Annotated in this window: 23 protein-coding genes and 1 pseudogene; 13 read left to right on the plus strand and 11 right to left on the minus strand. The window is 67.3% G+C overall.

Features of this window, described 5'->3' with window-relative positions; genetic code table 11:
* Positions 1-8: 8 nt before the first annotated feature.
* Positions 9-713, plus strand: a complete 705-nt coding sequence (locus tag ACNTAO_RS00785; protein WP_435160016.1) for a DUF1405 domain-containing protein — start codon at positions 9-11, stop codon at positions 711-713.
* Positions 714-738: 25 nt separating this feature from the next.
* Positions 739-1785 (plus strand): enolase-like domain-containing protein, encoded by a 1047-nt coding sequence (locus ACNTAO_RS00790; RefSeq protein WP_435160017.1) that lies wholly within the window; start codon positions 739-741, stop codon positions 1783-1785.
* 401 nt (positions 1786-2186) lie between these two features.
* Here ACNTAO_RS00790 and engB read toward each other — a convergent pair whose 3' ends face one another.
* Together engB and ACNTAO_RS00800 are read right to left on the minus strand one after the other, a co-directional pair.
* Positions 2187-2807 (minus strand): GTP-binding protein EngB, encoded by a 621-nt coding sequence (engB, locus tag ACNTAO_RS00795; RefSeq protein ID WP_435160018.1) that lies wholly within the window; start codon positions 2805-2807, stop codon positions 2187-2189.
* A 24-nt stretch (positions 2808-2831) separates the two neighbouring features.
* A complete protein-coding gene (locus tag ACNTAO_RS00800; RefSeq protein WP_435160019.1) occupies positions 2832-3506 on the minus strand; it encodes a DUF4013 domain-containing protein in 675 nt (224 codons plus the stop codon).
* A gap of 85 nt (positions 3507-3591) precedes the next feature.
* Between ACNTAO_RS00800 and ACNTAO_RS00805 the strand changes: the two genes are divergently transcribed.
* From ACNTAO_RS00805 to ACNTAO_RS00815, 3 genes are all read left to right on the plus strand, one after another.
* On the plus strand, positions 3592-4341 hold the full coding sequence (locus ACNTAO_RS00805; protein ID WP_435160020.1) for a 5-formyltetrahydrofolate cyclo-ligase: 750 nt from the start codon (positions 3592-3594) through the stop codon (positions 4339-4341).
* A gap of 111 nt (positions 4342-4452) precedes the next feature.
* Positions 4453-5250 carry a ZIP family metal transporter gene (locus tag ACNTAO_RS00810; protein WP_435160021.1) on the plus strand — a complete coding sequence of 266 codons (798 nt, stop codon included), beginning with the start codon at positions 4453-4455 and terminating at the stop codon, positions 5248-5250.
* Between the two features lie 152 nt (positions 5251-5402).
* Positions 5403-6089, plus strand: a complete 687-nt coding sequence (locus ACNTAO_RS00815) for a metallophosphoesterase family protein (protein WP_435160022.1) — start codon at positions 5403-5405, stop codon at positions 6087-6089.
* Positions 6090-6112: 23 nt separating this feature from the next.
* On the opposite strand, the gene ppk1 is transcribed toward ACNTAO_RS00815, so the two are convergent.
* The 4 genes from ppk1 to ACNTAO_RS00835 all read right to left on the minus strand — a co-directional run bounded on the left by ppk1 (position 6113) and on the right by ACNTAO_RS00835 (position 11090).
* Positions 6113-8632, minus strand: coding sequence for a polyphosphate kinase 1 (ppk1, locus tag ACNTAO_RS00820; RefSeq protein ID WP_435160023.1), 2520 nt, complete (start codon positions 8630-8632; stop codon positions 6113-6115).
* Between the two features lie 85 nt (positions 8633-8717).
* The gene (locus tag ACNTAO_RS00825) at positions 8718-9041 is read right to left on the minus strand and encodes a hypothetical protein (RefSeq protein WP_435160024.1); all 324 of its coding nucleotides are present in this window, start codon (positions 9039-9041) and stop codon (positions 8718-8720) included.
* 114 nt (positions 9042-9155) lie between these two features.
* Positions 9156-9851 carry a 6-hydroxymethylpterin diphosphokinase MptE-like protein gene (locus tag ACNTAO_RS00830; protein ID WP_435160025.1) on the minus strand — a complete coding sequence of 232 codons (696 nt, stop codon included), beginning with the start codon at positions 9849-9851 and terminating at the stop codon, positions 9156-9158.
* Between the two features lie 45 nt (positions 9852-9896).
* Entirely contained in the window at positions 9897-11090 is a 1194-nt protein-coding gene (locus tag ACNTAO_RS00835) for a dihydropteroate synthase (RefSeq protein ID WP_435160026.1), read from the minus strand.
* A 98-nt stretch (positions 11091-11188) separates the two neighbouring features.
* Here ACNTAO_RS00835 and ACNTAO_RS00840 point away from each other — a divergent pair, with 98 nt between their 5' ends.
* From ACNTAO_RS00840 to ACNTAO_RS00855, 4 genes are read left to right on the plus strand one after another with little or no spacing between them, the layout of a single operon-like run.
* Complete coding sequence (locus tag ACNTAO_RS00840) at positions 11189-11788, plus strand: DUF8114 family protein (protein ID WP_435160027.1); 600 nt, start codon at positions 11189-11191, stop codon at positions 11786-11788.
* Positions 11785-12597, plus strand: coding sequence for an RNA methyltransferase (locus ACNTAO_RS00845; protein ID WP_435160028.1), 813 nt, complete (start codon positions 11785-11787; stop codon positions 12595-12597). Before ACNTAO_RS00840 ends, ACNTAO_RS00845 begins: the two co-directional genes overlap by 4 nt.
* Entirely contained in the window at positions 12594-13292 is a 699-nt protein-coding gene (locus tag ACNTAO_RS00850; protein ID WP_435160029.1) for an AzlC family ABC transporter permease, read from the plus strand. The genes ACNTAO_RS00845 and ACNTAO_RS00850 overlap by 4 nt, the downstream gene beginning before the upstream one ends.
* Positions 13289-13654 (plus strand): AzlD domain-containing protein, encoded by a 366-nt coding sequence (locus ACNTAO_RS00855; RefSeq protein WP_435160030.1) that lies wholly within the window; start codon positions 13289-13291, stop codon positions 13652-13654. The genes ACNTAO_RS00850 and ACNTAO_RS00855 overlap by 4 nt, the downstream gene beginning before the upstream one ends.
* A gap of 80 nt (positions 13655-13734) precedes the next feature.
* On the opposite strand, the gene ACNTAO_RS00860 is transcribed toward ACNTAO_RS00855, so the two are convergent.
* The 3 genes and pseudogenes from ACNTAO_RS00860 to ACNTAO_RS00870 form a co-directional block, all read right to left on the minus strand.
* A complete protein-coding gene (locus ACNTAO_RS00860) occupies positions 13735-14127 on the minus strand; it encodes a DUF8147 domain-containing protein (protein ID WP_435160031.1) in 393 nt (130 codons plus the stop codon).
* Between the two features lie 6 nt (positions 14128-14133).
* A pseudogene (locus ACNTAO_RS00865) lies at positions 14134-14232 on the minus strand (CBS domain-containing protein); the annotation flags it as partial.
* A gap of 202 nt (positions 14233-14434) precedes the next feature.
* Positions 14435-16360: an aldehyde ferredoxin oxidoreductase family protein gene (locus ACNTAO_RS00870; RefSeq protein ID WP_435160218.1), complete on the minus strand. Its 1926-nt coding sequence runs from the start codon at positions 16358-16360 to the stop codon at positions 14435-14437.
* 128 nt (positions 16361-16488) lie between these two features.
* On the opposite strand from ACNTAO_RS00870, the gene ACNTAO_RS00875 reads away from it, so the two are divergent.
* From ACNTAO_RS00875 to hflX, 4 genes are all read left to right on the plus strand, one after another.
* Entirely contained in the window at positions 16489-17028 is a 540-nt protein-coding gene (locus tag ACNTAO_RS00875) for a hypothetical protein (RefSeq protein ID WP_435160033.1), read from the plus strand.
* A gap of 63 nt (positions 17029-17091) precedes the next feature.
* Positions 17092-18186 carry an archaeosine biosynthesis radical SAM protein RaSEA gene (locus ACNTAO_RS00880; RefSeq protein WP_435160034.1) on the plus strand — a complete coding sequence of 365 codons (1095 nt, stop codon included), beginning with the start codon at positions 17092-17094 and terminating at the stop codon, positions 18184-18186.
* A 107-nt stretch (positions 18187-18293) separates the two neighbouring features.
* Entirely contained in the window at positions 18294-18650 is a 357-nt protein-coding gene (locus ACNTAO_RS00885; RefSeq protein WP_435160219.1) for a DUF2209 family protein, read from the plus strand.
* Between the two features lie 119 nt (positions 18651-18769).
* Positions 18770-20050 (plus strand): GTPase HflX, encoded by a 1281-nt coding sequence (gene hflX, locus ACNTAO_RS00890; RefSeq protein WP_435160220.1) that lies wholly within the window; start codon positions 18770-18772, stop codon positions 20048-20050.
* Here hflX and ACNTAO_RS00895 read toward each other — a convergent pair.
* Together ACNTAO_RS00895 and ACNTAO_RS00900 are read right to left on the minus strand one after the other, a co-directional pair.
* Positions 20044-21234, minus strand: coding sequence for an ABC transporter ATP-binding protein (locus ACNTAO_RS00895; RefSeq protein ID WP_435160035.1), 1191 nt, complete (start codon positions 21232-21234; stop codon positions 20044-20046). The genes hflX and ACNTAO_RS00895 overlap by 7 nt on opposite strands.
* On the minus strand, positions 21231-22136 hold the full coding sequence (locus ACNTAO_RS00900) for a carbohydrate ABC transporter permease (RefSeq protein ID WP_435160036.1): 906 nt from the start codon (positions 22134-22136) through the stop codon (positions 21231-21233). Before ACNTAO_RS00900 ends, ACNTAO_RS00895 begins: the two co-directional genes overlap by 4 nt.

Consider the following 22136-nt stretch of genomic DNA (forward strand, 5'->3'; position numbering starts at 1 on the left):
GCAGAGGCATGGACGACACCGCCGCGCTGGGGCGCGATCCACCGGAGCGCCATGGAGGCCGCACGGACCTTCCCCGGTGGGTCGCGCCGCTGCCGACGGCGCTCGAAGACGTCGCGTACCGCTTCGTGTGGCCGATCGTCGTGATCAACCTCCTCGGGACCGCCTTCGGGTTCTGGTACTACCGGTTTCAGTTTCAGCGCGTTCCCGCGGAGATGTGGCTCTTCGTCCCCGACAGTCCAGGTGCGACGCTGCTCATCGCGCTGGCGCTGGCGGCGTGGGCGGTTGGCCGGCATAGCGACGTCCTCGCCACGCTGGCCTTCTTCGGGAACATCAAGCTCGGACTGTGGACGCCGTACGTGCTCGTGGTGTTCTTCCCGGCGTTCTACGCGAACGCGGGACCGGCCCTGTACGCGTTCCTGTTCGTGAGTCACCTCGGGATGGTCGTCCAGGCGTTCGTGCTCTATCGGATCACGACGTTTCCGTTGCGTGCGGTCGGGATCGCGACCGCGTGGTACACCGTCGACCTGCTGATGGACTACTTCGTTCCGATTCGCGGCGGAGTGACACACACCACGCTGCCGTATCCCGACTCGGCCGCGTGGTTCACGACGAGCGTGCTCCAGGTCGCGGCTGCCGGCGCGGTCGTGCTCACGGTCGTGCCGTTGTTCCTCGCGCTCGCGACGCACGTCGAGACGATCCGGGTGCGTGATTAAGCGCACCGAGTGCGTGTTAGTACGTATGTCCGTCTATGACCGGATCGCGTCGCTGCCAGTCACGATCGAGTCGGTCGACCGACGTCGATACGTCGCAGCCACCACGAGCGACTTCGAGCGAACGACGACCGAGTTCCGGCTCACCGGCGACGGGGTCGTTGGCCGCGGTGAAGACGTCACCTACGAGGCCGCTGACCACGATGCACTCGCCGGAACCGACCCGATCGACATCGAGGGCGAGTGGACGATAGACGAGCTGTCGAGAGCGCTCGACGATATCGACCTCTTTGCGGCCGCGCCACCCACACGTGAGGCGTTCAGAAACTATCGACGGTGGGCCGTCGAGAGCGCCGCGTTGGACCTCGGCCTTCGGCAGGCAGAGACGAGCCTCGGTGAGTACCTCGGGATCGAACCTGAGCCGGTGCGATTCGTCGTCTCGACGCGACTCGGTGACCCGCCGACCGCGGACCGAGTGGTGGCGTTGCGCGACGTAGATCCGACCCTCGAGTTCAAACTCGACCCGACGCCCGACTGGCCGGACGACCTCTTCGTGACGCTGCGTGAAACCGGTGCGGTCCGCGTCCTCGATCTGAAAGGCTACTACGAGGGGACCGACGTCGACGTCCCCGCCGACCCCGACCTCTACTGTGACGTACTCGCCGCGTTCGCCGACGCCGTCGTCGAAGACGGCGCGTTCACGCCCGCGACTCGCCCCTTCCTCGAGCCGCAGGCCGACCGGCTCTCGTTCGATTACCCGGTGGACAGCGTCGAAGCGCTCGAGTCGTTACCGGTCGATCCTGGGTACTGTAACATCAAACCATCTCGGTTCGGCACGCTCGAGTCGTTGTTCGAGGCGATCGAATACTGTCGCGTGAACGATATCACGATGTACGGTGGTGGGCAGTTCGAGCTTGCGAGCGGTCGGGACGCGATCCAGACGCTGGCTGCGCTGTGGTACCCAGCGGGACCGAACGACGTCGCGCCCCGGGTGTTTAACGACCCGGCGGCAACCCCGCCGTATCCGCGGAGTCCGCTCAAGCCGAGCGACGACCCGCGTGGGCTCGAGTTCTAGCGCACGACGGCCCCAGATGCCACCACGCCGCGCGTACATCCGCGGTTGGCGCGCGCCTCGTGAGCGCGCCGGAGGCGGGCTCGCGAGCGCGCGCGAGGGATGAGCGAGGTGGCGAAGCCACCGAGCGAATCGGCTGGGGAGGGTGTGGCTGAAACTCGTGTCCGGGTGCCGCGGAGTCGTGTCGCTCACGCAGTCACATATGTACAGAATCGGCTGGGGAGGGTGTGGCTGAAACTCGTGTCCGGGTGCCGCGGAGTCGTGTCGCTCACGCAGTCACATATGTACAGAATCGGCTGGGGAGGGTGCGGCCAATCGGTGCCCAGACATCTCGCGGAGTCGTGTTGATGACACGGCCGCCGTCACACACATCTCGAGGAGGAAGTCACCCGTGTGTCCGAGTCTCACGAGACGAACTTCAGCAGGTCGTCGCGGCCGTGTTCGTGGAACCGATCACGAAGACACGCCTCCAAGGCGTCGATGTCGCCGCGTTTCGCACAGATCGGTGCGATCGTGTCCGACCACTGCTGCCACGGCGGGTACAGGCCGAGTCGGTCACCGATCGCGTCCAGCCGCTCGTCGAGGTCGTCGATCTTGTCGGTCTTGTTCACCGCGACGATCGGGTTGACGCCGACGTCGTCTAAGAAGTGTACCATCTCGACGTCGTGCGGGACGTTGCCACGCTCCGTGTGCCGGTCGATGATGTCGACCGCGCTCTTCCCGTCGAGGACGACGACGCCCGCGAGGAGGTGGTCGGCGTTCGTCTCGACGTACTGCACCACGTCCGTCTTGATCGCCTCGCGTCGCTCGGCTTCGACGCCGGACATGAACCCGAACCCGGGAAGATCGGTGAACACGAACGACTCGCTCGCCCAGTCGTAGTGGTTCGGCTGGCGCGTGACGCCGGGCGTCCCGCCGGTGTCGAAGTCGTGGCCCGTGAGCTCGCGCATCACGGTCGACTTCCCGACGTTCGACCGACCGACGAGGACGACTTCCGCGTCGCGGTCCGGACGGGCTTCGAACATACCGGCCGTGCGCGGCCGAGCGGGTTAAACTGCGCGTCGCGTGCCGGGTGACCCGCGCGCTGTGGCGAACGCGGCCCCGAACATCCGAAACACGGCGACCTGGCCGTAGAACTGGACGAACGGGACCAACAACAGCCCGACGATGGTCACCGCGAGCACCGCAGTCACGACCCACAACAGCACCGCGACGACGAGGGGAGCGAGCACCGCGATCAGGTACTCGGAGCGCAACACCACCGGCCGCAACACGGAAACGTCGAACGCGGCACCGATCGACCCCTGGGTCGCGTACGCTGTCAGCGCTGCCGGGACAGCGTAGTACACCACGAGCACGACCGGAATCAACCCGAGCGCGGCGAGGACGCCCGCGACACCGACGAGCGCTCCCACGTCTCCGCTGATGATCCCGCCGGCACCGAAGAACACGGTCAGAACGACGAGGTACGCGAGAACCGGCACGAGCGTGTACGCGATGACGATCACGCTCGCGACCACGCCGCGGACGAGGAGGGCAGTCCAGTCTTCGAACGCGGGCGGTTCGTCGGCTCCCTCGACGGTCGTTTCGAGCACGCGAACGAGGTACCCGAGCACGACGACTGTGGGTATCACGAACACCGAGAGGAGTCCGAGCACGCCGCCGATGAGCGTTCGCCCGAGCCAGTCGCCGCGCACGGGATACGAGAGGCCGTCTTCGAGCATACGACGACGTATCGTACGACACACATATACTGTCGGGTCCGGCCGCGAGGGATGGCTTCAACCGCACTCGTCGTCTTCGGGTCATATGGACAAACAGGCGGTTCGTGAGGCGGTCTGGGACGACCTCGAAGCGCGCGGCGTCGCACGGTTCCCGTACCCGCCGCACGGCCGTATTCCGAACGTCGCGGGCGTCGACGAGGCGTGTCGACGCCTCACCGAGACGGCGGCGTGGCGCGCGGCTAACACGCTGAAAGCCAACCCCGACGCCCCACAGCTGCCGGTTCGGCGGGCCGCGCTCCGAGCCGGTAAGACCGTGTACGTCGCCCAACCGCGGCTCCGCGACCCGGAGCCGTTTCTCCGGCTCGACCCGGAGGCGATCGCGGACGTCGACGCCGCCACGACGGTGTCCGGTATTAGCGAACACGGGGTCCCCGTCGGTCCCGACGCCGTCTCGCACGTCGACCTCGTCGTCTCCGGCTCGGTCGCGGTCACCACCGACGGGATGCGCGTCGGGAAGGGAGAAGGCTACAGCGACCTCGAGTGGGGCGTGCTCTCCGAACTGGGCGCGGTCGACGACGACACCACGGTGGCGACGACCGTCCACGAGCGACAGGTCGTCGACGAGCCGCCCTCGCCGGTCGACCCGTCGGCCGACCGCCCAGCTCCCGAGGACCACGACGTGCCGCTCGACCTCGTCGTCACCCCTGACCGGACCATCGAGGTAGACCGAACGCGGGACCGGCCGATGGGTGTCGACTGGGACCTACTCACCGACGAGCGACTGGCCGAAATCCCCGTGCTGGACGCGCGCACGCCAGCGGACAGCGACGAATAATCGTTCTGTCGACAGCGACGTGCCGGGTGTTAGCCTGAAATCATCGCGGCCGTCCCACGTCCCGACGACGGTCGACAGGGCTAAGATCCCGACGTGAGAAGGATCTCGTAGATGACACTCGTTGGAGAGCTCGGGTTCGTCTTCGTCGCCGGGCTGATCACGGCGCTCGCGACGGGACTCGGCGCGATTCCGTTCTTCTTTTTCGACGACATCAGCGCCCGCGGAAACGTGGTCCTCTGGGGCGTCGCCTCGGGCATCATGGTGACCGCGTCGCTCCTCGGACTCGTCGACGAGGGGCTCGCCGAGGGCGCACTCTGGGAGGTCGGCGTAGGGGCCGTTCTTGGCGTCGCGCTCGTCGTTCTCGCACACGAGGTGCTCGTCGACGCCGACGTGGACGCCCGCGACTACGAGGAGGCGGACTTCAAGAAGCTCCTGTTGATACTGGGCGTGTTGACGGTCCACAGCTTTCCCGAAGGAGTCGCCGTCGGCGTCTCGTTCGCCGATCTTGGACTCGAAGGCGGCATGCAGCTGTTTGGCGCCACGATTCCCGCGCTCGCGGTGTTCATGACCGTCGCCATCTCGATCCACAACGTTCCCGAGGGGGCCGCCGTCTCGATCCCACTGCGCGCGCTGGGGGTCCCCGAGTGGAAGATGGTGTGGTGGGCAGTGTTCTCCAGTTTACCGCAGCCGATCGGCGCCGTGATCGCGTTCGCGTTCGTCCGACTCGCCCGCGACGTCCTCCCGATCGGCTTCGGCTTCGCCGCCGGCGCGATGGTGTACCTCGTCGTCTCCGAGTTCCTCCCGGAGGCGCTCGCGGTGGGGACTGCGCTGCCGTACGGCGGCAAGCGCGAGCTCGTCGCGGGCGTCGCGCTCGGCGTCGCCGTGATGCTCCCGCTCGCGTACGTCTAGCCCGCGAGCGCCCGACGCTGCGGGTGTCGCCCCCGAACCCTCACGGGAGCGGAAGGGTCGACTACATAGGCGTACGTGCTCCTCTTAGTAACGAATTACATCGATGCGATACGACATCGGTGTACGACCGACCCGAGCCGCACCCCGACACCATGGCCACGACCCCTCACTTCAGCGACACCGTCGAACCGCACCACCACCGGCTCACGATAGACGACGCAGACGACGTCTACGTCGTCGGCGACGTCCACGGCAGCCGATCGGCGCTCGAGTCGTTGCTCGCGACGCTCGACCTCGGCGACGACGGGATCGTCGTCTTCGTCGGTGACCTCGTCCGGAAGGGCCCGGACAGCCCGGGCGTCGTCGACCTCGTTCGCGACGACGACCGCCTCTTGAGCGTCCGCGGCAACAACGAACAGAAGATCCTCCGCGGCGACAAGACGCCCGACTGGCTCCGCGCAGGCGACCGCGCGTACTTCGAGTCGCTCCCCGTGGCGATCTCCTTTGCCGAGTGTCTCGTCGTTCACGGCGGCGTCGACCCCGACCGGCCACTCGACGAGCACACCGCCGAGGACCTCCTCACGATGCGGGCGCCGCGCGGCGACGGCTACGACGGCCCCTTCTGGTACGAGACGTACGACGGGCCACATCGCGTGTTCTTCGGCCACACCGTCCACGAGGCACCGGTGGTCGATGACCACGCCGTCGGGCTCGACACCGGCTGCGTCTACGGCGGGTCGCTCACCGCCTACGACTACCACGCGGACGACGTCGTGACCGTCGACCAGTCGACGACCCACGAAGAACGGACCGACGCGAAGATCGTCACCGTCGGGTGACACGCGACGACCGATCGACCGTCTCAACCGTTCGTCTCGTATTCCGACAGTAGTCGCTCTCGGGCTCCCTCGCGAGTCGTGAAGTACCGTCGCTCGCCGTCCGTGGTTCGCACTGCCCACGCGTACGTCTCGCTGTCGGGCCGGTACCACCGGTCTGCATGCGCGTCGAACACCGACTCGTCGTTCGCGCCGTCGCCATCGTCGCCGTCGCCCTCGTCATCGCCATCGTCGCCGTCGCCCTCGTCATCACCGACACAGCCGTCGCCCTCGTTATCGCCATCGTCGCCATCATCATCACCGCCACCGTCGTCGCCCTCGTCATCGCCATCGTCGCCATCATCATCACCGCCACCGTCGTCGCCGCTATCGCCGTCGCCGCCACCGTCCCCGTCGTTCTCGAGCGACTCGACTAATAGCTCCTGGTCGGTCGGTGCGGCGTCGACCGCCATTCCCGGGCCGTACCCGCGGTCGACGGCCGCCTCCGTCGCCTCCATGAACACCGACTGGCTGTCACACACCGGGTCGTCGCCGGGCGTCACCTGCGTGTACTCGCCGTCGCTGTCCATCACCCACCGCCGTCTGTTGTCCACGAGCGACGTCTCGAGGATGAATCGCAGCTGCCGCCGAAGACTAACGTCTGTCACCGGCGTTACGGCCTCGACGCGGTGATCGAGGTTGCGCGTCATCCAGTCCGCAGAACCGATGTACCACTCTGGGTCGCCCGCGTTCTCGAAGTAGAAGATCCGCGAGTGCTCGAGGAAACGACCGACGATCGAGTGGACCGTGATCGTCTCGCTCAGCCCCTCGATGCCTGGGCGTAGCCGACAGATGTCCCGGACGACGAGGTCGATCTCGACGCCCGCCATCGAGGCCCGATAGAGTGCCTCGACCATCGCTGGATCCTCGAGGCCGTTCACCTTCACGACGATGCGTGCCCGTTCGCCGGCGCGGGCGTGGGCGGCCTCCCGGCGGACCATCTCGGTGAATCGCTCGCGCATCGTGACCGGAGCGATGAGCAGTCGGCGGAACCGGTCGTCGAGCGTCGGCCCGGTAAAGAAGTTGAACACCTTCGTCAGGTCCTGTCCGACGTCCCGGTCGGCGGTCAACAGCCCCAGGTCAACGTACCCCTTCGCGGTCTCCGAGTGGTAGTTGCCGGTGCCGACGTGCGAGTAGAGTCGGACGCCGTCGTCTTCTTGACGAACCACGAGCGCCGTCTTCGTGTGCGTCTTGAGCCCGACGGTGCCGTACGCGACGTGGATCCCCTCCTCTTCGAGCTGGCGCACCCACTCGAGGTTGTTCTCCTCGTCGAAGCGCGCCTTGAGTTCGACCATCACCGCCACCTGTTTACCGTTGTCTGCGGCGTCGATGAGACTCTGGATCACCTTCGAGTCGCTGGCCGTCCGGTAGATTGCCGCCTTCACCGCGAGCACGTCCGGGTCGGTCGCGGCCGCGTCGAGGAACTGCTGGACCGTCCCCTCGAAGGAGTGGTACGGATGGTGCGTGAGCACGTCACCCGCCCGTATCTCATCGAAGATGTCGTGGCCCCCCTCGCCGGTCTCCCCGTTCACCGGTCGAACGCGCGGGTGCGGCTTCGGTGACCAGGCCGGAAACGTCAGCTCGGGCCGGTCGAGTTCGGTCAACTCGAAGAAGTCCTCGAAGTCGAGCGGGCCCTCGCGTCGAAACACCTCTCGGTCGGTCACGTCGAGTTGCGTCTTGAGCGTCTCCACCGACGCCTCCGGCATGTCCGCGCCGACCTCAAGGCGAACCACCGTCGCGAACCGACGTTGTTCTATCACCTCTTCGACCACCTCGATGAGGTCTTCGGCCACCTCCTCGTTGCGCCGTACCTCGGCGTTGCGAGTGACTTTGAACTTGGAGACGTCGAGTATCTCCAGGTCGGGCAGTAACAGGTCGAGGTTCGCCTCTATCAGGTCCTCGATCAGGACGTACCGGCCGTCGGCGTTGGGAACCGGAACCAACCGCGGGCGATTCGGCGGCACCTTGATCCGGGTGAACGTCTCGTCACCGCTCTCGTCTACCGACCGGACCGCGAGCGAGAGCGAGAGGTTCGAGATGAACGGAAACGGGTGTGCCGGGTCGAACGCCAGCGGCGTCAGCGTCGGGAGGATCGACTCTTCGAAGTACGTCTGTAACGCCGTCTGCTCGGCCGAGCTGAGCGACGCCGGATCACAGACCGCGATGCCCGCGTCGGCGAGTGCCGGCGCGAGCGTCTCCTCCCAGTACCGTGATTGGTCGCGGAACATCGGACGGGCCGCATCGAGTACCTCTCGCCACTGGGCCTCCGGCGTTCGGCCGTCGGGGGTCGTCTCGGTCACGCCGGCGTCGATCTGTTGTTTGAGCCCGCCAACCCGCTTCATGAAGAACTCGTCCGTGTTCTTCGTGAAGAACGCGAGAAAGCGGAGTCGCTCGAGCGGCGGGTTGCGCTCGTCCATCCCCTCGGCGAGCACCCGCCCCTGAAACGCCAACTCGGAGAGCTCTCGGTTGAGGTAGTACGCGCTGTCCGTCGGGTCGATGTCCGTCATCGGCGTGGTGGCGTCGGTCGCACACTCGGCGTCACTCGCCGCCCGGCGGCAGCCGTCGTCCGGGTCGCGTCGTCGTCACTCGGTCTCATCGGTGTTCGTCTGCTGTGGGTTCCATCGCGGCTACGCGTACACTACGTCCCGCGTCGACATCAATCTGGTCCGGAAGCCACGTCGCCGCCGGATCACACCACGCCGCCGTCGGGAGGCGGTCGCGATCCGTCGCCGAGACGAGAAGCTCAAGCGCGTCGGCGGCGACGTGGTGCGTGCCGATGGCGCGCCGCGGCTCGGACAGCGCGTGCGTTTCGAGGTGGCTCCGCGCGACCCGGTGTACGTCGTCCACCGCCGTCCCGCCATCGAGCACCCTGACCGCAGCACAGACGGGACACTGCAACAACACTGCTCGTGGCATTGTGCGACGTTCGTCCGTCCGGGTACAAGAACCCCGATTAATACCCCTATTGTGGCGTATATATCCCGTCGAAGCGCGCCGATCCGGCGGCGCGTGGCTCGCGAAGCGCGTAACTCACCGTACCTGCGCGTCGAACGCACGCCGAACCCGACTGCGACGGTCGTCGAGCACGTCGAACCGCTCGTCTCGCCGCCGCTCGAGCCACCCGAGTAACATCGCCGCCCACTCGAGCTTTCGCGCCTTCATCGGGCTGACGGCCGGGTCGTCGAACGCCCACCCCGGGAACGTCAACCGGCCGGCGCCGACGTGATCGGCGAGGAACGCCGCCCGATCGCCGTCGGTGAATCCACCGACGTTGTCGACGGCACCGATGGGTGCCGCCTGCGTCGTCACCATCGTGTGGTCGCTGTCGAACCGAGGCAGCCACTCGCGGAGTGCAGGCACGTTGTCGCCGTGGGCGTGTGCGACCACCGGAACACCAGCGTCGGTGAGTGCGGCCGCGGTTTCGGGGTTCTTGTCCAGGTCGGTCACCATACAGTCGACGGCGATGCCGTGCCGTGAGAGGACGTCGGCAGCCGTCGACGCGGCGACGACGACGTCCGCCGCCCGTACCCGATCGAGTTCGTCACCGAGACACGGTGCGGCCCCGACGACCGCCACCGTGGCCCCCGCCCAGCCGTCGAACCGCGACGTCGAGAACGACGTTGCGAGGGCCGTTGCGACGTCTCGCGCTCGCTCGTCTGCCCCGCGGTCGAATCCGAGGTCTGCGAGGATGGCCTCGTAGACGGGCTCGAACGTCTCGAAGTTCATCGGCGCCCCCGGGTCGACGCGGGCGAGCCGCCGACGGCCGTGGTGTCACTCACGACGAGGACCGACCGACCGAAGCGCTTCGTCGAGGGCGTCCGACGTCCCCGTCGCCGTTTCGACGACGGCAGCGAGTTCGGCTGCCGTCCCGACGAGCAGTCCTCGCTGGTCGCGACGACCCGCCTGCTGGCCGGGGCGGGCATCGGCCTCGTCGGCCGGCACGCCGCGGGCGAACGCGGCACCGCTCGTTCGAGTCGCCGCCTCGAGCGCCTCGGCCGCAGCCGTAGAGAGCCCCGTCAGCTCGTACGTGGTGACTGCGGACGCGTCCGCGACGTCGGCAGCGACGGCACCGAGCCGGTCGAGGCGCCGGCGAACCTCACGTGGCGTCTGGACGTCGAGTTCACGGACGGTCACCGTGCCGTCTCTGGTCACGACGTCGGCCCCGAGCGCGTCGCCGATCAGCGCGGCGTCACGCGTCTCTGCGACGTCGTGGGTGCGGATCACGTTCGCGCCGCGCTCAACGGCCATCGCGGTCGCCGCGAGCGAGACGGGGAGCGCCTCCTCGGTGCTGCGACCGGCGATCGTCTTGAGGAAGCTCTTGCGGTTTATCGAGACGAGGATCGGTCGGCCGTAGCCTGCGAACTCCCGGAGGCGACGGAACGTCTCGCGGTCGTCGGCGTGCGTCTTCGCCGCCGACCAGCCGCCGAACGCCGGGTCTACGATCGTCTTGTCGGTGAAGCCGTTCATCGAGAGCGCCTCGTAGATCTCGTCGACGTCTTCGATGGCCCCCGGTCGCTCGAGGTCCGGCGGGGAGGCCATCTTCGAGACGGCGGCGTCGTGTTCCCGACAGACACGGGGCATCTCCGGGTCCGCGAACCCACAGATGTCGTTCACCATGTCGAACCCGCGCGAGAGCGCCTCGTCTGCGACCTCGTGGTAGCGAGTCTCGATCGACCACACCGCGTCGCCGGCGGTCGACTCGAGCGTCTCGACCGCGGTGTCGAGTCGCGCCAGCTCTCCCTCAGCAGAGAGCACGTCGAGGTCCTTGTTCGCCGACTCGAGTCCGACGTCGACGATGTCGGCGCCCTCGCCGATGAGCTCCTCGTCGACGTACGCCGCCGCCTCTCCCGGGTCGTCGTACACGGAGGGGTCGTACGGCGACTCCGAGGAGACGTTCAATACGCCCATGATTCGCGGCGGGTGATCGGGGCCGATCTCGAGGCCCGCGGCCTCCACGTTTCGCATACGTCGTTCACGAGCGCGATCGTTAAAGCCGGTCCGGAAGCGTTCGCCGTCTCGGACGGAGGGACGCGCTTTTATTTGGTCCACTCGAACGCGCGTTCATGGCGAAAGTGAGCATTGGCCTCCGCGGCTGGCGATTCGACGAAGCGGACATCGTCTCCGAGGACGGCGTGTTGAAACCCCTCGAGGAGATTCCCGAGGAGCCACGAGAGCGTCTGGTTCGGCTCGTTGGACTCGTCGACAAGCCGTGTGACGTCTGTTATCTCGAGCACGGCGAGGAGGAGGCACACCGCTGTGCTGAGGCGGCGATCGTCTACGGCGAGCCAGGCGGGGAGGTGCTGTTGTGTGACGCTCACGAGCCGGACCTCGTCTACTGGTACCGCGAGGCCGGCGGCGCAGCCCACGCCGGCGAGCAGACGTTCGGTGACCGCTTCCACGAGTGGATCGCCGCGGGCAACGAGGCCCCACCGGGGTACGAGTCCGTCGAACACGTCGACGAAGACCCGGAGGGGCTGCCGGAGCTTCCCGACCAGCTCGAGGTGCAGCGGCGCATGGAGGAGAACTTCGAGGGACGACGAATCGACATCCGGGCGCTCGCCGGCGACGAACCGACCGAGACCGAACTCGCCGACTCGCTCGACGAGGAGACGCTCGCCGAGTCGGACGTCGACCTCTCGACCGAGTACCCGACGGACCGATGACCGGCGAGGAGCCGGCCCCGTCGACCGACGACCGGTCGCGTCGGTCACCGCCGACGGTAGTCGTCGTCGACGCCGAGACGCCGGGGAACGTCGGCACCATCGCACGCGCGATGAAGAATTTCGGCCTCGACGATCTCAAACTCGTGGACCCGCCGGCGCTGGCTGAAGACGGCGAGGCGTACGGGTTCGCTGGCCACGCGCGTGAGGACGTCCTCCCGAACGCCGAGGAGGTGACGTTCGAGTGGGTCGTCGAGAACCACCACACGGTCGGCACCACCGCCATCACCGGAGAGGACGACCGCAGCCACGAGCGGTTCCCGTTCAAGACACCGGTCGAACTCCGCGAGTCGCTCCGGACGGTCGACGCGCCGACTGCGCTGGTGTTCGGCCGGGAGGGGCGCGGGCTCAACAACGACGAGCTGTCGCAGCTCGACGAGGTGTGTTCGATCCCTGCGTCCGCCGACTATCCAGTGCTCAACCTCGGCCAAGCGGCGACGGTGCTGTTGTACGAACTCCGTGAGCTCACCGTTGAAGAGACGCAGCTCCCGGACACAGACGTCACCCGCGCGCCGGAGGCGGACGTCGAGCGATTCCACGACCACTTTGGCGACTTCCTCGCCGCGACCGGCCAGCGCGAGCACCGCCGTGAGAAGAACGCGCTGTTGATGCGTCGTCTCCTCGGTCGCGCCCACCCGACGGCTCGGGAGGTACACTCGCTCTTAGGGACCCTCAGGAAGGCGACGACGAAACTGGAGCACACGGAGTACCTCGCCGCGAAGTACGACGAACTGCCGTACCCACGGGAATGAGCCGGGGTGACGACGGTCCCGTCGACGCCGACCTCCTTGCCGGCGTGCGCGACGTCTCACCGCTCATGCTCGGGATCGTTCCGTTCGCACTCGTTGCGGGCATCGCCGCCGTCGACGCTGGATTCTCGCTCGCCGAGGCGCTCGGCCTCTCGGTCGTCGTGTTCGCCGGTGCCTCACAGCTCGCCGCGCTCGACTTGCTCGGCGCGGACGCACCGCTCGCGGTCGTGGTCGGGACCGCCGTCGTGATCAACCTCCGGATGGTGATGTACTCGGCGTCGATCGCCCCGTACTTCTCGCGGTACGGCACCCGACTGCGGGCCGGGCTCGCGTACCTCCTCACCGACCAGGCGTACGCGCTGTCCGTCGCCGAGTTCGAGCGGTCACCCGACCGAGTTCGCTGGCGGTACTACCTCGGGGTCGCGGCGTCGCTGTGGGTCGTCTGGCAGGCCGGCACGGTCGTCGGCGTCGCCGTCGGTACCGGCGTCCCCGACGCGTGGGGACTCACGTTCGCGGTCCCGCTCGTCTTCCTCGCGCTACTCGTGCCGGCGATGAAGGACCGACCGACCACCGCGGCGGGCCTCGTCGGCGGCGCGGTCGCGGTCGCGGCCGCTGGACTCCCGCTCAACCTCGGTCTCCTGGCCGGCGCCGTCTGCGGGGTCGGTGCCGGACTGCTCGTCGAGGGGGCGGCCTCGTGACCGACCCTACCGGCGGATTCCTCGGAAGCCTCGGCGGCTCGGTCCGCGTTTGGGTCGCGATCGTCGTCATCGGGCTCGCGACGTTCGGATTTCGCCTCTCGTTCATCTACCTCTTCGGGCGGATCGAAGACGTGCCGCCGCGGATTCGTCGACCACTCACGTACGTCCCGCCCGCCGTCCTCGCAGCGCTGGTCGTTCCGGACCTAGTCACCGTCGAGTCGACGGTGACGGCGACGTTCGTCGACGAACGGCTGATCGCCGGCGTCGCCGCCGGGGTCGTCGCGTGGAGGACCGAGAACGTGTTCGCGACGATCGCGGCCGGCATGAGCGTCCTCTGGGTCCTCCGGTTCGTCGTCCTCTGAGGAGGCGGCACGCACCCGACCGACCTCGCGTGACCGCTGCTGTCAGCCGTACCGTGCGGCTGTCGGGTGTATCGCACACCTCAGTCTCGTCGTGCGGTGTCGACACGCCGTGTCGCACGAGCAGCAGTGAAGACGGCGGCTCCGACGACCCCGGCGGCGACGGCTGTCTGCCGGACAGTGAGGTACCCACGAGTCTGTGGAACCGTATACGTCACCGCGGCACCGCCGACGAGGGTGTAGCCGACCGCGCCCGCACCGAACAGCAGCGGTCGAAGCGACGCGTGACTCCAGAGTCGGCTCCCGCTCAGGAGACCGACGACCACTCCGACGGCGACGCCGGCAGGGAGTGCGACGAGAACCGAAAACGCAACGTGTGGCGTCAGCGCTGCTGCGAGCCCAGCCGTCACGACGAGGAACGCGGTCACGCCGGTGCCGACCGAGACGAGTGCCCGGGTGCCCGCGTGCGACACCACAGCTGATCAGTACGCCGGTCGCTGTGCCTGGACCACGGAGGCGAACTGCTGGTGCTCGTCGGCGAGCAGCTCGGTGAGGTCGTCGGCCGTCACGATCCCCACGAGCGTGTCTGGTGTGGCGGTTACGACGTCGTCACGGGCGAGGTCTTCGATTGGCATCGTATCTCACCACGCACATGATTACGGTACGTCACAAAGAACGTGCTACTCGTTTTCGCGGCGCGGGAAGTCTACCGGGTACAGACCGGACGCTGCTGGTGGGAATCACCGGAAAAAATCGGTGTCGTGAGTCGGCGCTGACGCTCGCTCAGTCGTCGGCGGGTGCCGCCGAGTCGCCCGCAGAGACGCCCGTTCCGGGTCCGATATCGATGTCGAGCTCGGCGAGCTTCTCGTCGGGAACGACCCCGTCGACCCAGCCCCGACAGTCGTAGTACTCCGCTTTCATCAGGTCGAGTTCGGCGAGTTCGCCTTCACTCGCTCCGGAACCCGGAATCGCGTCCGGGTGCCCTTTGACGAAGCGTCCCGGGAGCGTGTCGTCTTCGCCGTCGAAGCCGGCGAGGTTGTTGAAGTACCGCTCGAGCGTGTAGATGCGCTCGCCGGCCTCGAAGAGGTCCTCTTCGGTCACCTCGTGGCCGGTCATCCCGCTGTACTGGAGCACGTACTCTTCGATTCCCTCGGCGAAGGCGTTGAACTTGCAGATGTCGAAGGAGTCGGAGATCGCGTGCAGATCCTGGAACGTGGCGGTGAGCTCGCCTTTGCCCTCCCACTCGTACGGATCGACCTTCTCTGGAATCCCGAGGATCTCCGCGGCCGGGGTGTACCCCCGGAGGTGACACGCGCCGCGGTTCGAGGTCGCGAAGGCGATCGCCATCCCCTTCATACAGCGCGGGTCGTACGCCGCGATGCTCTGGCCTTTGACCGAGAGCTTGTTGTCGTGTGCGTCCTTGCGCTCTGCGACGCGCTCTGGGCCCTCCGCTAAGAGGTCTCCAAGCTCCGTCGACCGCTCGCCGATCTCGTCGATGAGGTCGACCATCCGCGAGGCGTCGCCCCAGTCGACTCCGACGTCGAGTTTGCCCTGCTCCGTCATCTCCATCGCCATCGCGATGGTGTTCCCGACCTCGATGGTGTCGACCCCGACGTCGTTACACCGCTCCAACATCAGCGCGATCTCGTCGCGTTCCGTGTGGCCGGCGTTCGGGCCGAGCGCCCACGCGGATTCGTACTCGTACGACTCCGTCCGGACGTTCATGTCCTGGCCTTTGTGATGTAGCTGAACCTCGACCTCTTTTTTACACGCGACCGGACAGGAGTGACACGTCGGCTCGTCGACGAGAATGTTCTCGCGGACGTTTTCACCCGAGACGCGTTCGGCGTCTACGTCGGCCGCTTCCGTGCCGCCGTACGCCTCCGTCGAGGTGTACTGGGCGTTCTTCGTCGGAAGGCCGTCCATCTCCTCGGTGGCGTTCATCAGGACGTTGGTGCCGTACATCGAGAGGCCACCCTCGTTGGGGGCCGTCACGTCGGACTCACGGATGACCTCCATCGCCTGCTGGTACCCCGTCTGGAACGTCTCCGGGTCGGCGGGCCGGGGCATGTCAGTCCCGCTCTTTACCACGACCGCCTTCACGTTCTTCGAGCCCATCACCGCGCCGGTACCGCCACGACCCGAGGCGCGGTCGTCCTCGTTGAGCACGCAGGCGTACCGGACGCCGTTCTCGCCGGCCTGGCCGATCGTCATCACGGAGACGTTTCGACCGACCGTTCCGTCGACCTCCTCGCCGAGGGCATCGATCGTGTCGTGGACGCCCATGCCCCACACGTGTGAGGCGTCGCGAACCTCGACGTCGCCGTCTTCGACGACGAGGTACACCGGCGACTCGCTCGCGCCGTCCAAGAGGATGCCGTCGAGGCCGGCCCACTTGAGCCGCGCGCCGGACCAGCCGCCGTGGTGTGAGTCGGTGACGGTTCCCGTGAGCGGTGACTTCGTCACGAGCGCGATCCGGCCGCTCATCACCGTTTGCGTCCCGGTGAGCGGGCCGGTCATGAACGCCAGCCGATTGTCCGGCCCCATCGGGTCGACGTCCGGTCCGGCGTCGAAGACGTACTTTACCCCGAGCCCGCGTCCGCCGATGTACTTTTTCGCGTCCTCGTCGTCGACGCCGCGATACGCCACGTCGCCCTCGGTGAGGTCGACCTGTGCCACTCGGTCTCTGAAGCCGCCCATCTCGGTCATGTAATGCTCTATCATTATATACGGCCCGAATCGTGTTAGTTCTTCACGTCGTAACGTAACTGAGTGTACTTACGCCACCGACCGATCCGACGCGAACACTCACCACCGCCCAGCCCCTATCGTGGCCGATGCCCGACGAGCACGGCCCCTCAGGGCGCCACGACCGCGCCGACACGGCCACGCACGGGGTGGCCCGCGACGACGTCGGTGCCAGCGGCGACGTGACGCCACGCGAGGCCGACTCAGGCGAGTGCACCCGCTCCGACGGCACCCGTCCGGGCGCTGCGACGCGGGTTCGACGGTGGCGACTCGTGTGTGCAATCGTCGTCCTCGTCCTCGGGGCATCGATCGTCCCCGTCCCAGCCATTGGGGTACTGGAGCCCGCGAGTGCGGGCGCACGGGGCCCGACGCTCGTCTTCCACCTGAGTGGGTACGCAGCGCTCGCCGCGAGCCTCGCGCGGGTTCAACCGGTCGAACGACGGCACGTGTTCGCCGCTGCGGTTGCGGTCGGCGTCGCCGTGGCCGTCGGGTTCGGTATCGAGCTCGTCCAGACGCTCGTTCCCTGGCGCCGGTTCGCCTGGGTCGACGCGGCAGCAAACGCGGCGGGCGCGTGTGTGGGCGTCGTTGGTCACGCCGTGATCCGTGCCGGAATCCACGCTTCGTCCTGAACGAACGGTCCGTATCGCCGCCGCGTCGACACGGATTTACGCGCAGGCTCGTAGACCTCTGTCATGAGCAACCCGAGCCCGGAGCCCGCAGAGCGAGGGCGCGGCATGGACGCCCACAACGCGGTGATGCGCGACATCCGTGCCGAGCGGTCGGAGACGTACGATCCGACACAGCCCACGAGGGTGTGGATCGACGAAGACAACACCCCCGACGGTGTCGTCGAGTCACTCACGATCATCTTGAACACCGGCGGCTGCCGGTGGGCTCGCGCCGGCGGCTGTACGATGTGTGGGTACGTCGCCGAATCCGTCGAGGGAGGACGCGTGAGCCACGATGCGCTTATGACGCAGATCGACGCCTGTCTAGCCCACGAGCGCGAGCACGCCGACGAGCCGGCTCCGCTCGTGAAGATCTACACCTCCGGATCGTTCCTCGACGAACGCGAGGTGCCCGCCGAGACGCGTCGGGCCATCGCCGAGACGTTCGCCGACCGCGACCGAATCGTGGTCGAGTCGCTCCCGGACTTCGTCGACCGCGAGAAGATCGCAGACTTCGCCGAACACGGGATCGCGACCGACGTCGCCGTCGGCTTAGAGACGGCGACCGACCGCGTGCGCCGCGACTGCGTGAACAAGTACTTCGCGTTCGCCGACTTCGAAGCCGCCTGCGCGGAGGCGGCCACAGCAGACGACGCCTTCGACGCGGCCGTGGGCGTGAAAGCCTACCTCCTGTTGAAACCGCCGTTCCTCGCGGAGCCCGAGGCGGCCGCGGACATGGTCGACTCGATCCGGCGGTGTGCTGCCGTCGACGGCTGTCACACCGTCTCGATGAACCCGTGTAACGTCCAGCGGTACACGATGGTCGATGAGCTCTTCTTCGAGGGCGGGTACCGCCCGCCGTGGCTCTGGTCGGTCGCACACGTGCTCGCGGAGACGGCCGACGTCGACGCCATTGTGATCTCGGACCCCGTCGGCCACGGCTCCGACCGCGGCGCACACAACTGTGGCGAGTGTGACGACCGCGTCCAGACGGCGATCAAAGACTTCGACCGCCGGCAGGACCCGACCGTCTTTGAGCAGGTCTCGTGTGCGTGTGAGTCGACGTGGGAGCTCGTCATGGCAGAAGAGACGAGCTACAACATGCCGCTCGCGCGCTGACGCGAGGATTCAAATCCCGGCACGGCGTATCCTCCGTGTGCACCGAATCGCCGAGGCGCAGCTCGACGGAACCGAGGTGGCCCGCGCCCACCCCTGAGGTCGCCGGCATCGACATCAGCGGCCGACACGAAGAGGACGACGCGTACCGGATGGTCGCGGCCGCCGTCCACGCGACCGTCGACTCCACGCGGATCCGGTCGGTCCACGGCATCGGCCTCGCGACGGCGAGTGTGGAACCGACGCTCGAGGCGACCGTGCGGCTCACAGCAGCGGCGGTGGCCGACCTCCCGACGCCCCCGGAGTGCCCGGTCGTCGCCGAGCGCGGCGAGTTCTACGAGGAGCCAGCGACGCGAGTCGCGGTGAACTTCTCGACCGAGTTTAAATACGTCGAGAGCATAGGTGAGCGCGAAACAGTGCAGGCTGCACATCACGCCGCGTACGCCGCCAGGGGGCTGTTGCTGTGAGCGACCGGCCGACCGGGATCGACCGGCACGCGACGGATCCCGACCGCTCCGAACGCACCCGCGACGACCGGGCCACCGATCAAAGCCGACGACGGGCCGACCCCGACGGTCGGCGTGCGATCGTCGCCAAGCGGGTCGACGCGGGCGACGCCGACCTCACCGAGATCCGCCGTCTCGCGGCCGCCGCGGGCTACGACGTCGTCGGCGAGCTGACGCAGACGCGAACCGAAGACGCCGCGTTCATGTTCGGCGAGGGGAAGGTCGCGACGCTGCGTGACCGCGTGCTCGCCGCCGACGCCGACTGCGTCGTGGTCGACAACGACCTCGGGCCGTACCAGACGTTCAACGTCGGGGGCGTGTTGCCCGAGGGCGTCGCGGTGGTCGACCGCTTCACCCTCATCCTCGAGATCTTCGGCCAGCGTGCGAACACCCGAAAAGCACAGCTCCAGGTCGAACTCGCCGAGCTACGATACGAACTCCCGCGCGCGGAGGCGAAAGCCAGCCTCGCGAAGCGCGACGAGCGCCCCGGATTCATGGGACTCGGCGAGTACGACGAGAGCGTCGAACGAGACATCAAGCGGCAGATATCCGAGATTCGCGACGAGCTGTCGTCGATCGCGAAAAAAGAACAGGCCCGCCGCGAACAACGCCGTGACTCCGGCTTCGACCTCGTCGCGCTCGCCGGCTACACGAACGCCGGCAAATCGACGTTGATGCGCCGGCTGGCCGCGGAGCTCGACGTCGACGAGAACGAGGGCCGCCACCCGGACCTCGACCGAACCGCCGAGTCACAGGACATGCTCTTCACCACGCTCGGCACGACGACCCGCCGGGCGGCGATGGACAGACGAGACGTGCTGCTCACCGACACCGTCGGGTTCATCGCCGACCTCCCACACTGGCTCGTCGAGTCGTTCGAGTCGACGCTCGACTCCGTCTACCGGGCCGACCTCGTCCTGCTCGTCGTCGACGCCAGCGAGTCGGTCGAGACGATGCGCGAGAAGCTCGTCACGAGCCACGACACGCTCTACGAGCGCGCCGAGGCACCGATCGTGACCGTGTTCAACAAGGTCGACCGGCTCGCGCCTGGCGAGCTCGCAGACAAGCAGGCGGCGCTCTCCGGACTGGCTCCGAACTCGGTCGCCGTGTCGGCACGGACCGGTGCCGGCGTCGCCGAGCTCCGTGACCGCGTGGAAGCCGAACTCCCCGACTGGGAGCGCGAACGGCTGTTGCTCCCGGTGTCCGACGAGGCGATGAGCCTCGTCTCGTGGGTGTACGACCACGCCCACGTCGACGAGGAGTCGTACGCGGACGACCACGTCGCCGTCAGCTTCGAGGCCCGACCGTCCGTCGTCGCGAAGGCGCGAGCGAAGGCGGCCGAGGTGACGCCGGCTCAGTGACGGCCGTGTGACGCCGGCGGCTCGGCCGTCACACCCGCACCGCTCGCCGCGGCGTGATACACGCCGGCACCCGTCTCGGCGTCGAAGAGATGGAGCCGTTCCGGGTCCGGCCGGACGGTCACGGACTCGCCGGGTTCGAGAGTCGTCCGTGGTGGCGCCTCCAGTTTGAACCCCACTTCTCCCGCCGAACAGTGGACGAGAAGGCTGTCGCCGAGCGGTTCGGTGACCTCGGCCGTCGCGTCGATCGAGCCCGACTCGAGGTCCGGGCGCTCCGAGTCGAGATAGAGGTCTTCGGGTCGGACGCCGAGGACGAACCGTGACTCGCCCGGGAGGGCCCGGTCGAGCGCGACGGCGTGCCCGTCGGTCCCACCACACCCGTCGGGGTCGGGGTCGACCGTGGGAAGCGGCACCTCGATGGCCTCGCCGACAGCGACGCCGTCCACGAGGTCGACGTCGATCATGTTCATCGCTGGGTCACCGATGAACTCCGCGACGAACCGGTTCGCCGGGAAGTCGTACAGCGTCTGTGGGGCGTCGACCTGCATCACCTGCCCGTCGTTCATCACCACGACGCGCTCGCCGAGCGTCATCGCCTCCGTCTGGTCGTGGGTGACGTACACCGTCGTCGTACCGAGTTCAGCGTGGAGACGCGTGAGCTCTGCGCGCATCTGAATGCGGAGCTTCGCGTCGAGATTCGAGAGCGGCTCGTCCATGAGGAAGGCGTCCGGGTCGCGGACGATGGCCCGCCCCAGCGCGACGCGCTGGCGCTCACCGCCCGACATCGCCTGCGGCCTTCGGTCGAGGAGATCGGCGATGTCGAGCGTCTCGGCGGCCGACCGTACCCGTCGGTCGATCTCCGCGTCGGAGAGCTCGCCCGCGGTGTTCATCCCGAAGGTGATGTTCCGTCGACCGGTCATGTGCGGGTACAACGCGTAGTTTTGAAACACCATCGCGACGTTCCGATCCTGTGGCTCGGTCGCAGTGACCTCGCGACCACCCATGCGTATCTCGCCGCCGGTCGCGCGTTCGAGCCCGGCGAGCAGCCGCAGCGTGGTGCTCTTCCCACAGCCACTTGGCCCGACGACGACGAGGAACTCGCCGTCGCCGATCCGAAGGTCGATACCGTCGACGGCGACCACGTCGCCGAACGACTTCGAGAGGTTTCGCAGCGTTAGTGTCGTCATTTTTGTTGGATAGTGAACGTCTTCAACAGCGGGTCACGGAAGTAGATCATGAGCGCGAGCGGCGGCAAAAGCGTCAACACCGACCCCGCCATCACCAGCGACCACGAGAGCTGTCCGCCCTGTACGTCGCCTTGTAACAGCTGGAGTCCGACCTGTGCGACCTGGTTGGCCTCCGAGTCGATGATCACGAGCGGCCAGAGGTACTGGTTCCACGCGTACACGAACATGATGATCGAGACGCCGACGAGGACCCCCCGCGACATCGGGATCAACACCGACCACACGAACCGGAGCGGTCCGACGCCGTCGAGCTTGGCCGTCTCGACGATCGACGCGGGAATCGAGAGGAAGTGCTGGCGGAGGATGAACACCGTCGTCGCGCTCGCGAGGTACGGGACGGTGATCGCGAGCAGACTGTTGCCCCAGCCGAGGTCGTTTACGAGCTGGAACAACGGGACGAACCGAACTGGCACCGGTAACAACAGCGTAAAGAGGACGAACACAAAGACAAGGTCCTTGTACGGCACCCGGTAGTAGACGATCGCCGTCGCAGCGAGAACCGAAACGACGAGCTTCCCGACGACGACGATAACGGCCATCACGAACGAGTTCCACATGAACCGGGCGAAGCCGTAGCCGACGAGCGCCTCACGGTAGTTGTCGACCGCGTGGGTCCCGGGAATCAGGTCCGGCAGACTGGTGACGATCCCCTGTTGTTTGGTGCTCACGGTGAGCGCAACGAAAATCGGGAACACGATGAGTAGTGTGAGGACCCAGAGCTGGGCGTGAACGGCCACCCCATCGGTACCGATTCGGTCCACCGTGTCACGCGGCTGCGTGGGCGACCCGTCCTCGCGTCTGTCTGTGATCCACCGTCTCGCGTACTGGCGTATTCCACCCAT

The organism is Halorubrum zhoui (assembly GCF_051194155.1).
Taxonomy (GTDB): Archaea; Halobacteriota; Halobacteria; order Halobacteriales; family Haloferacaceae; genus Halorubrum.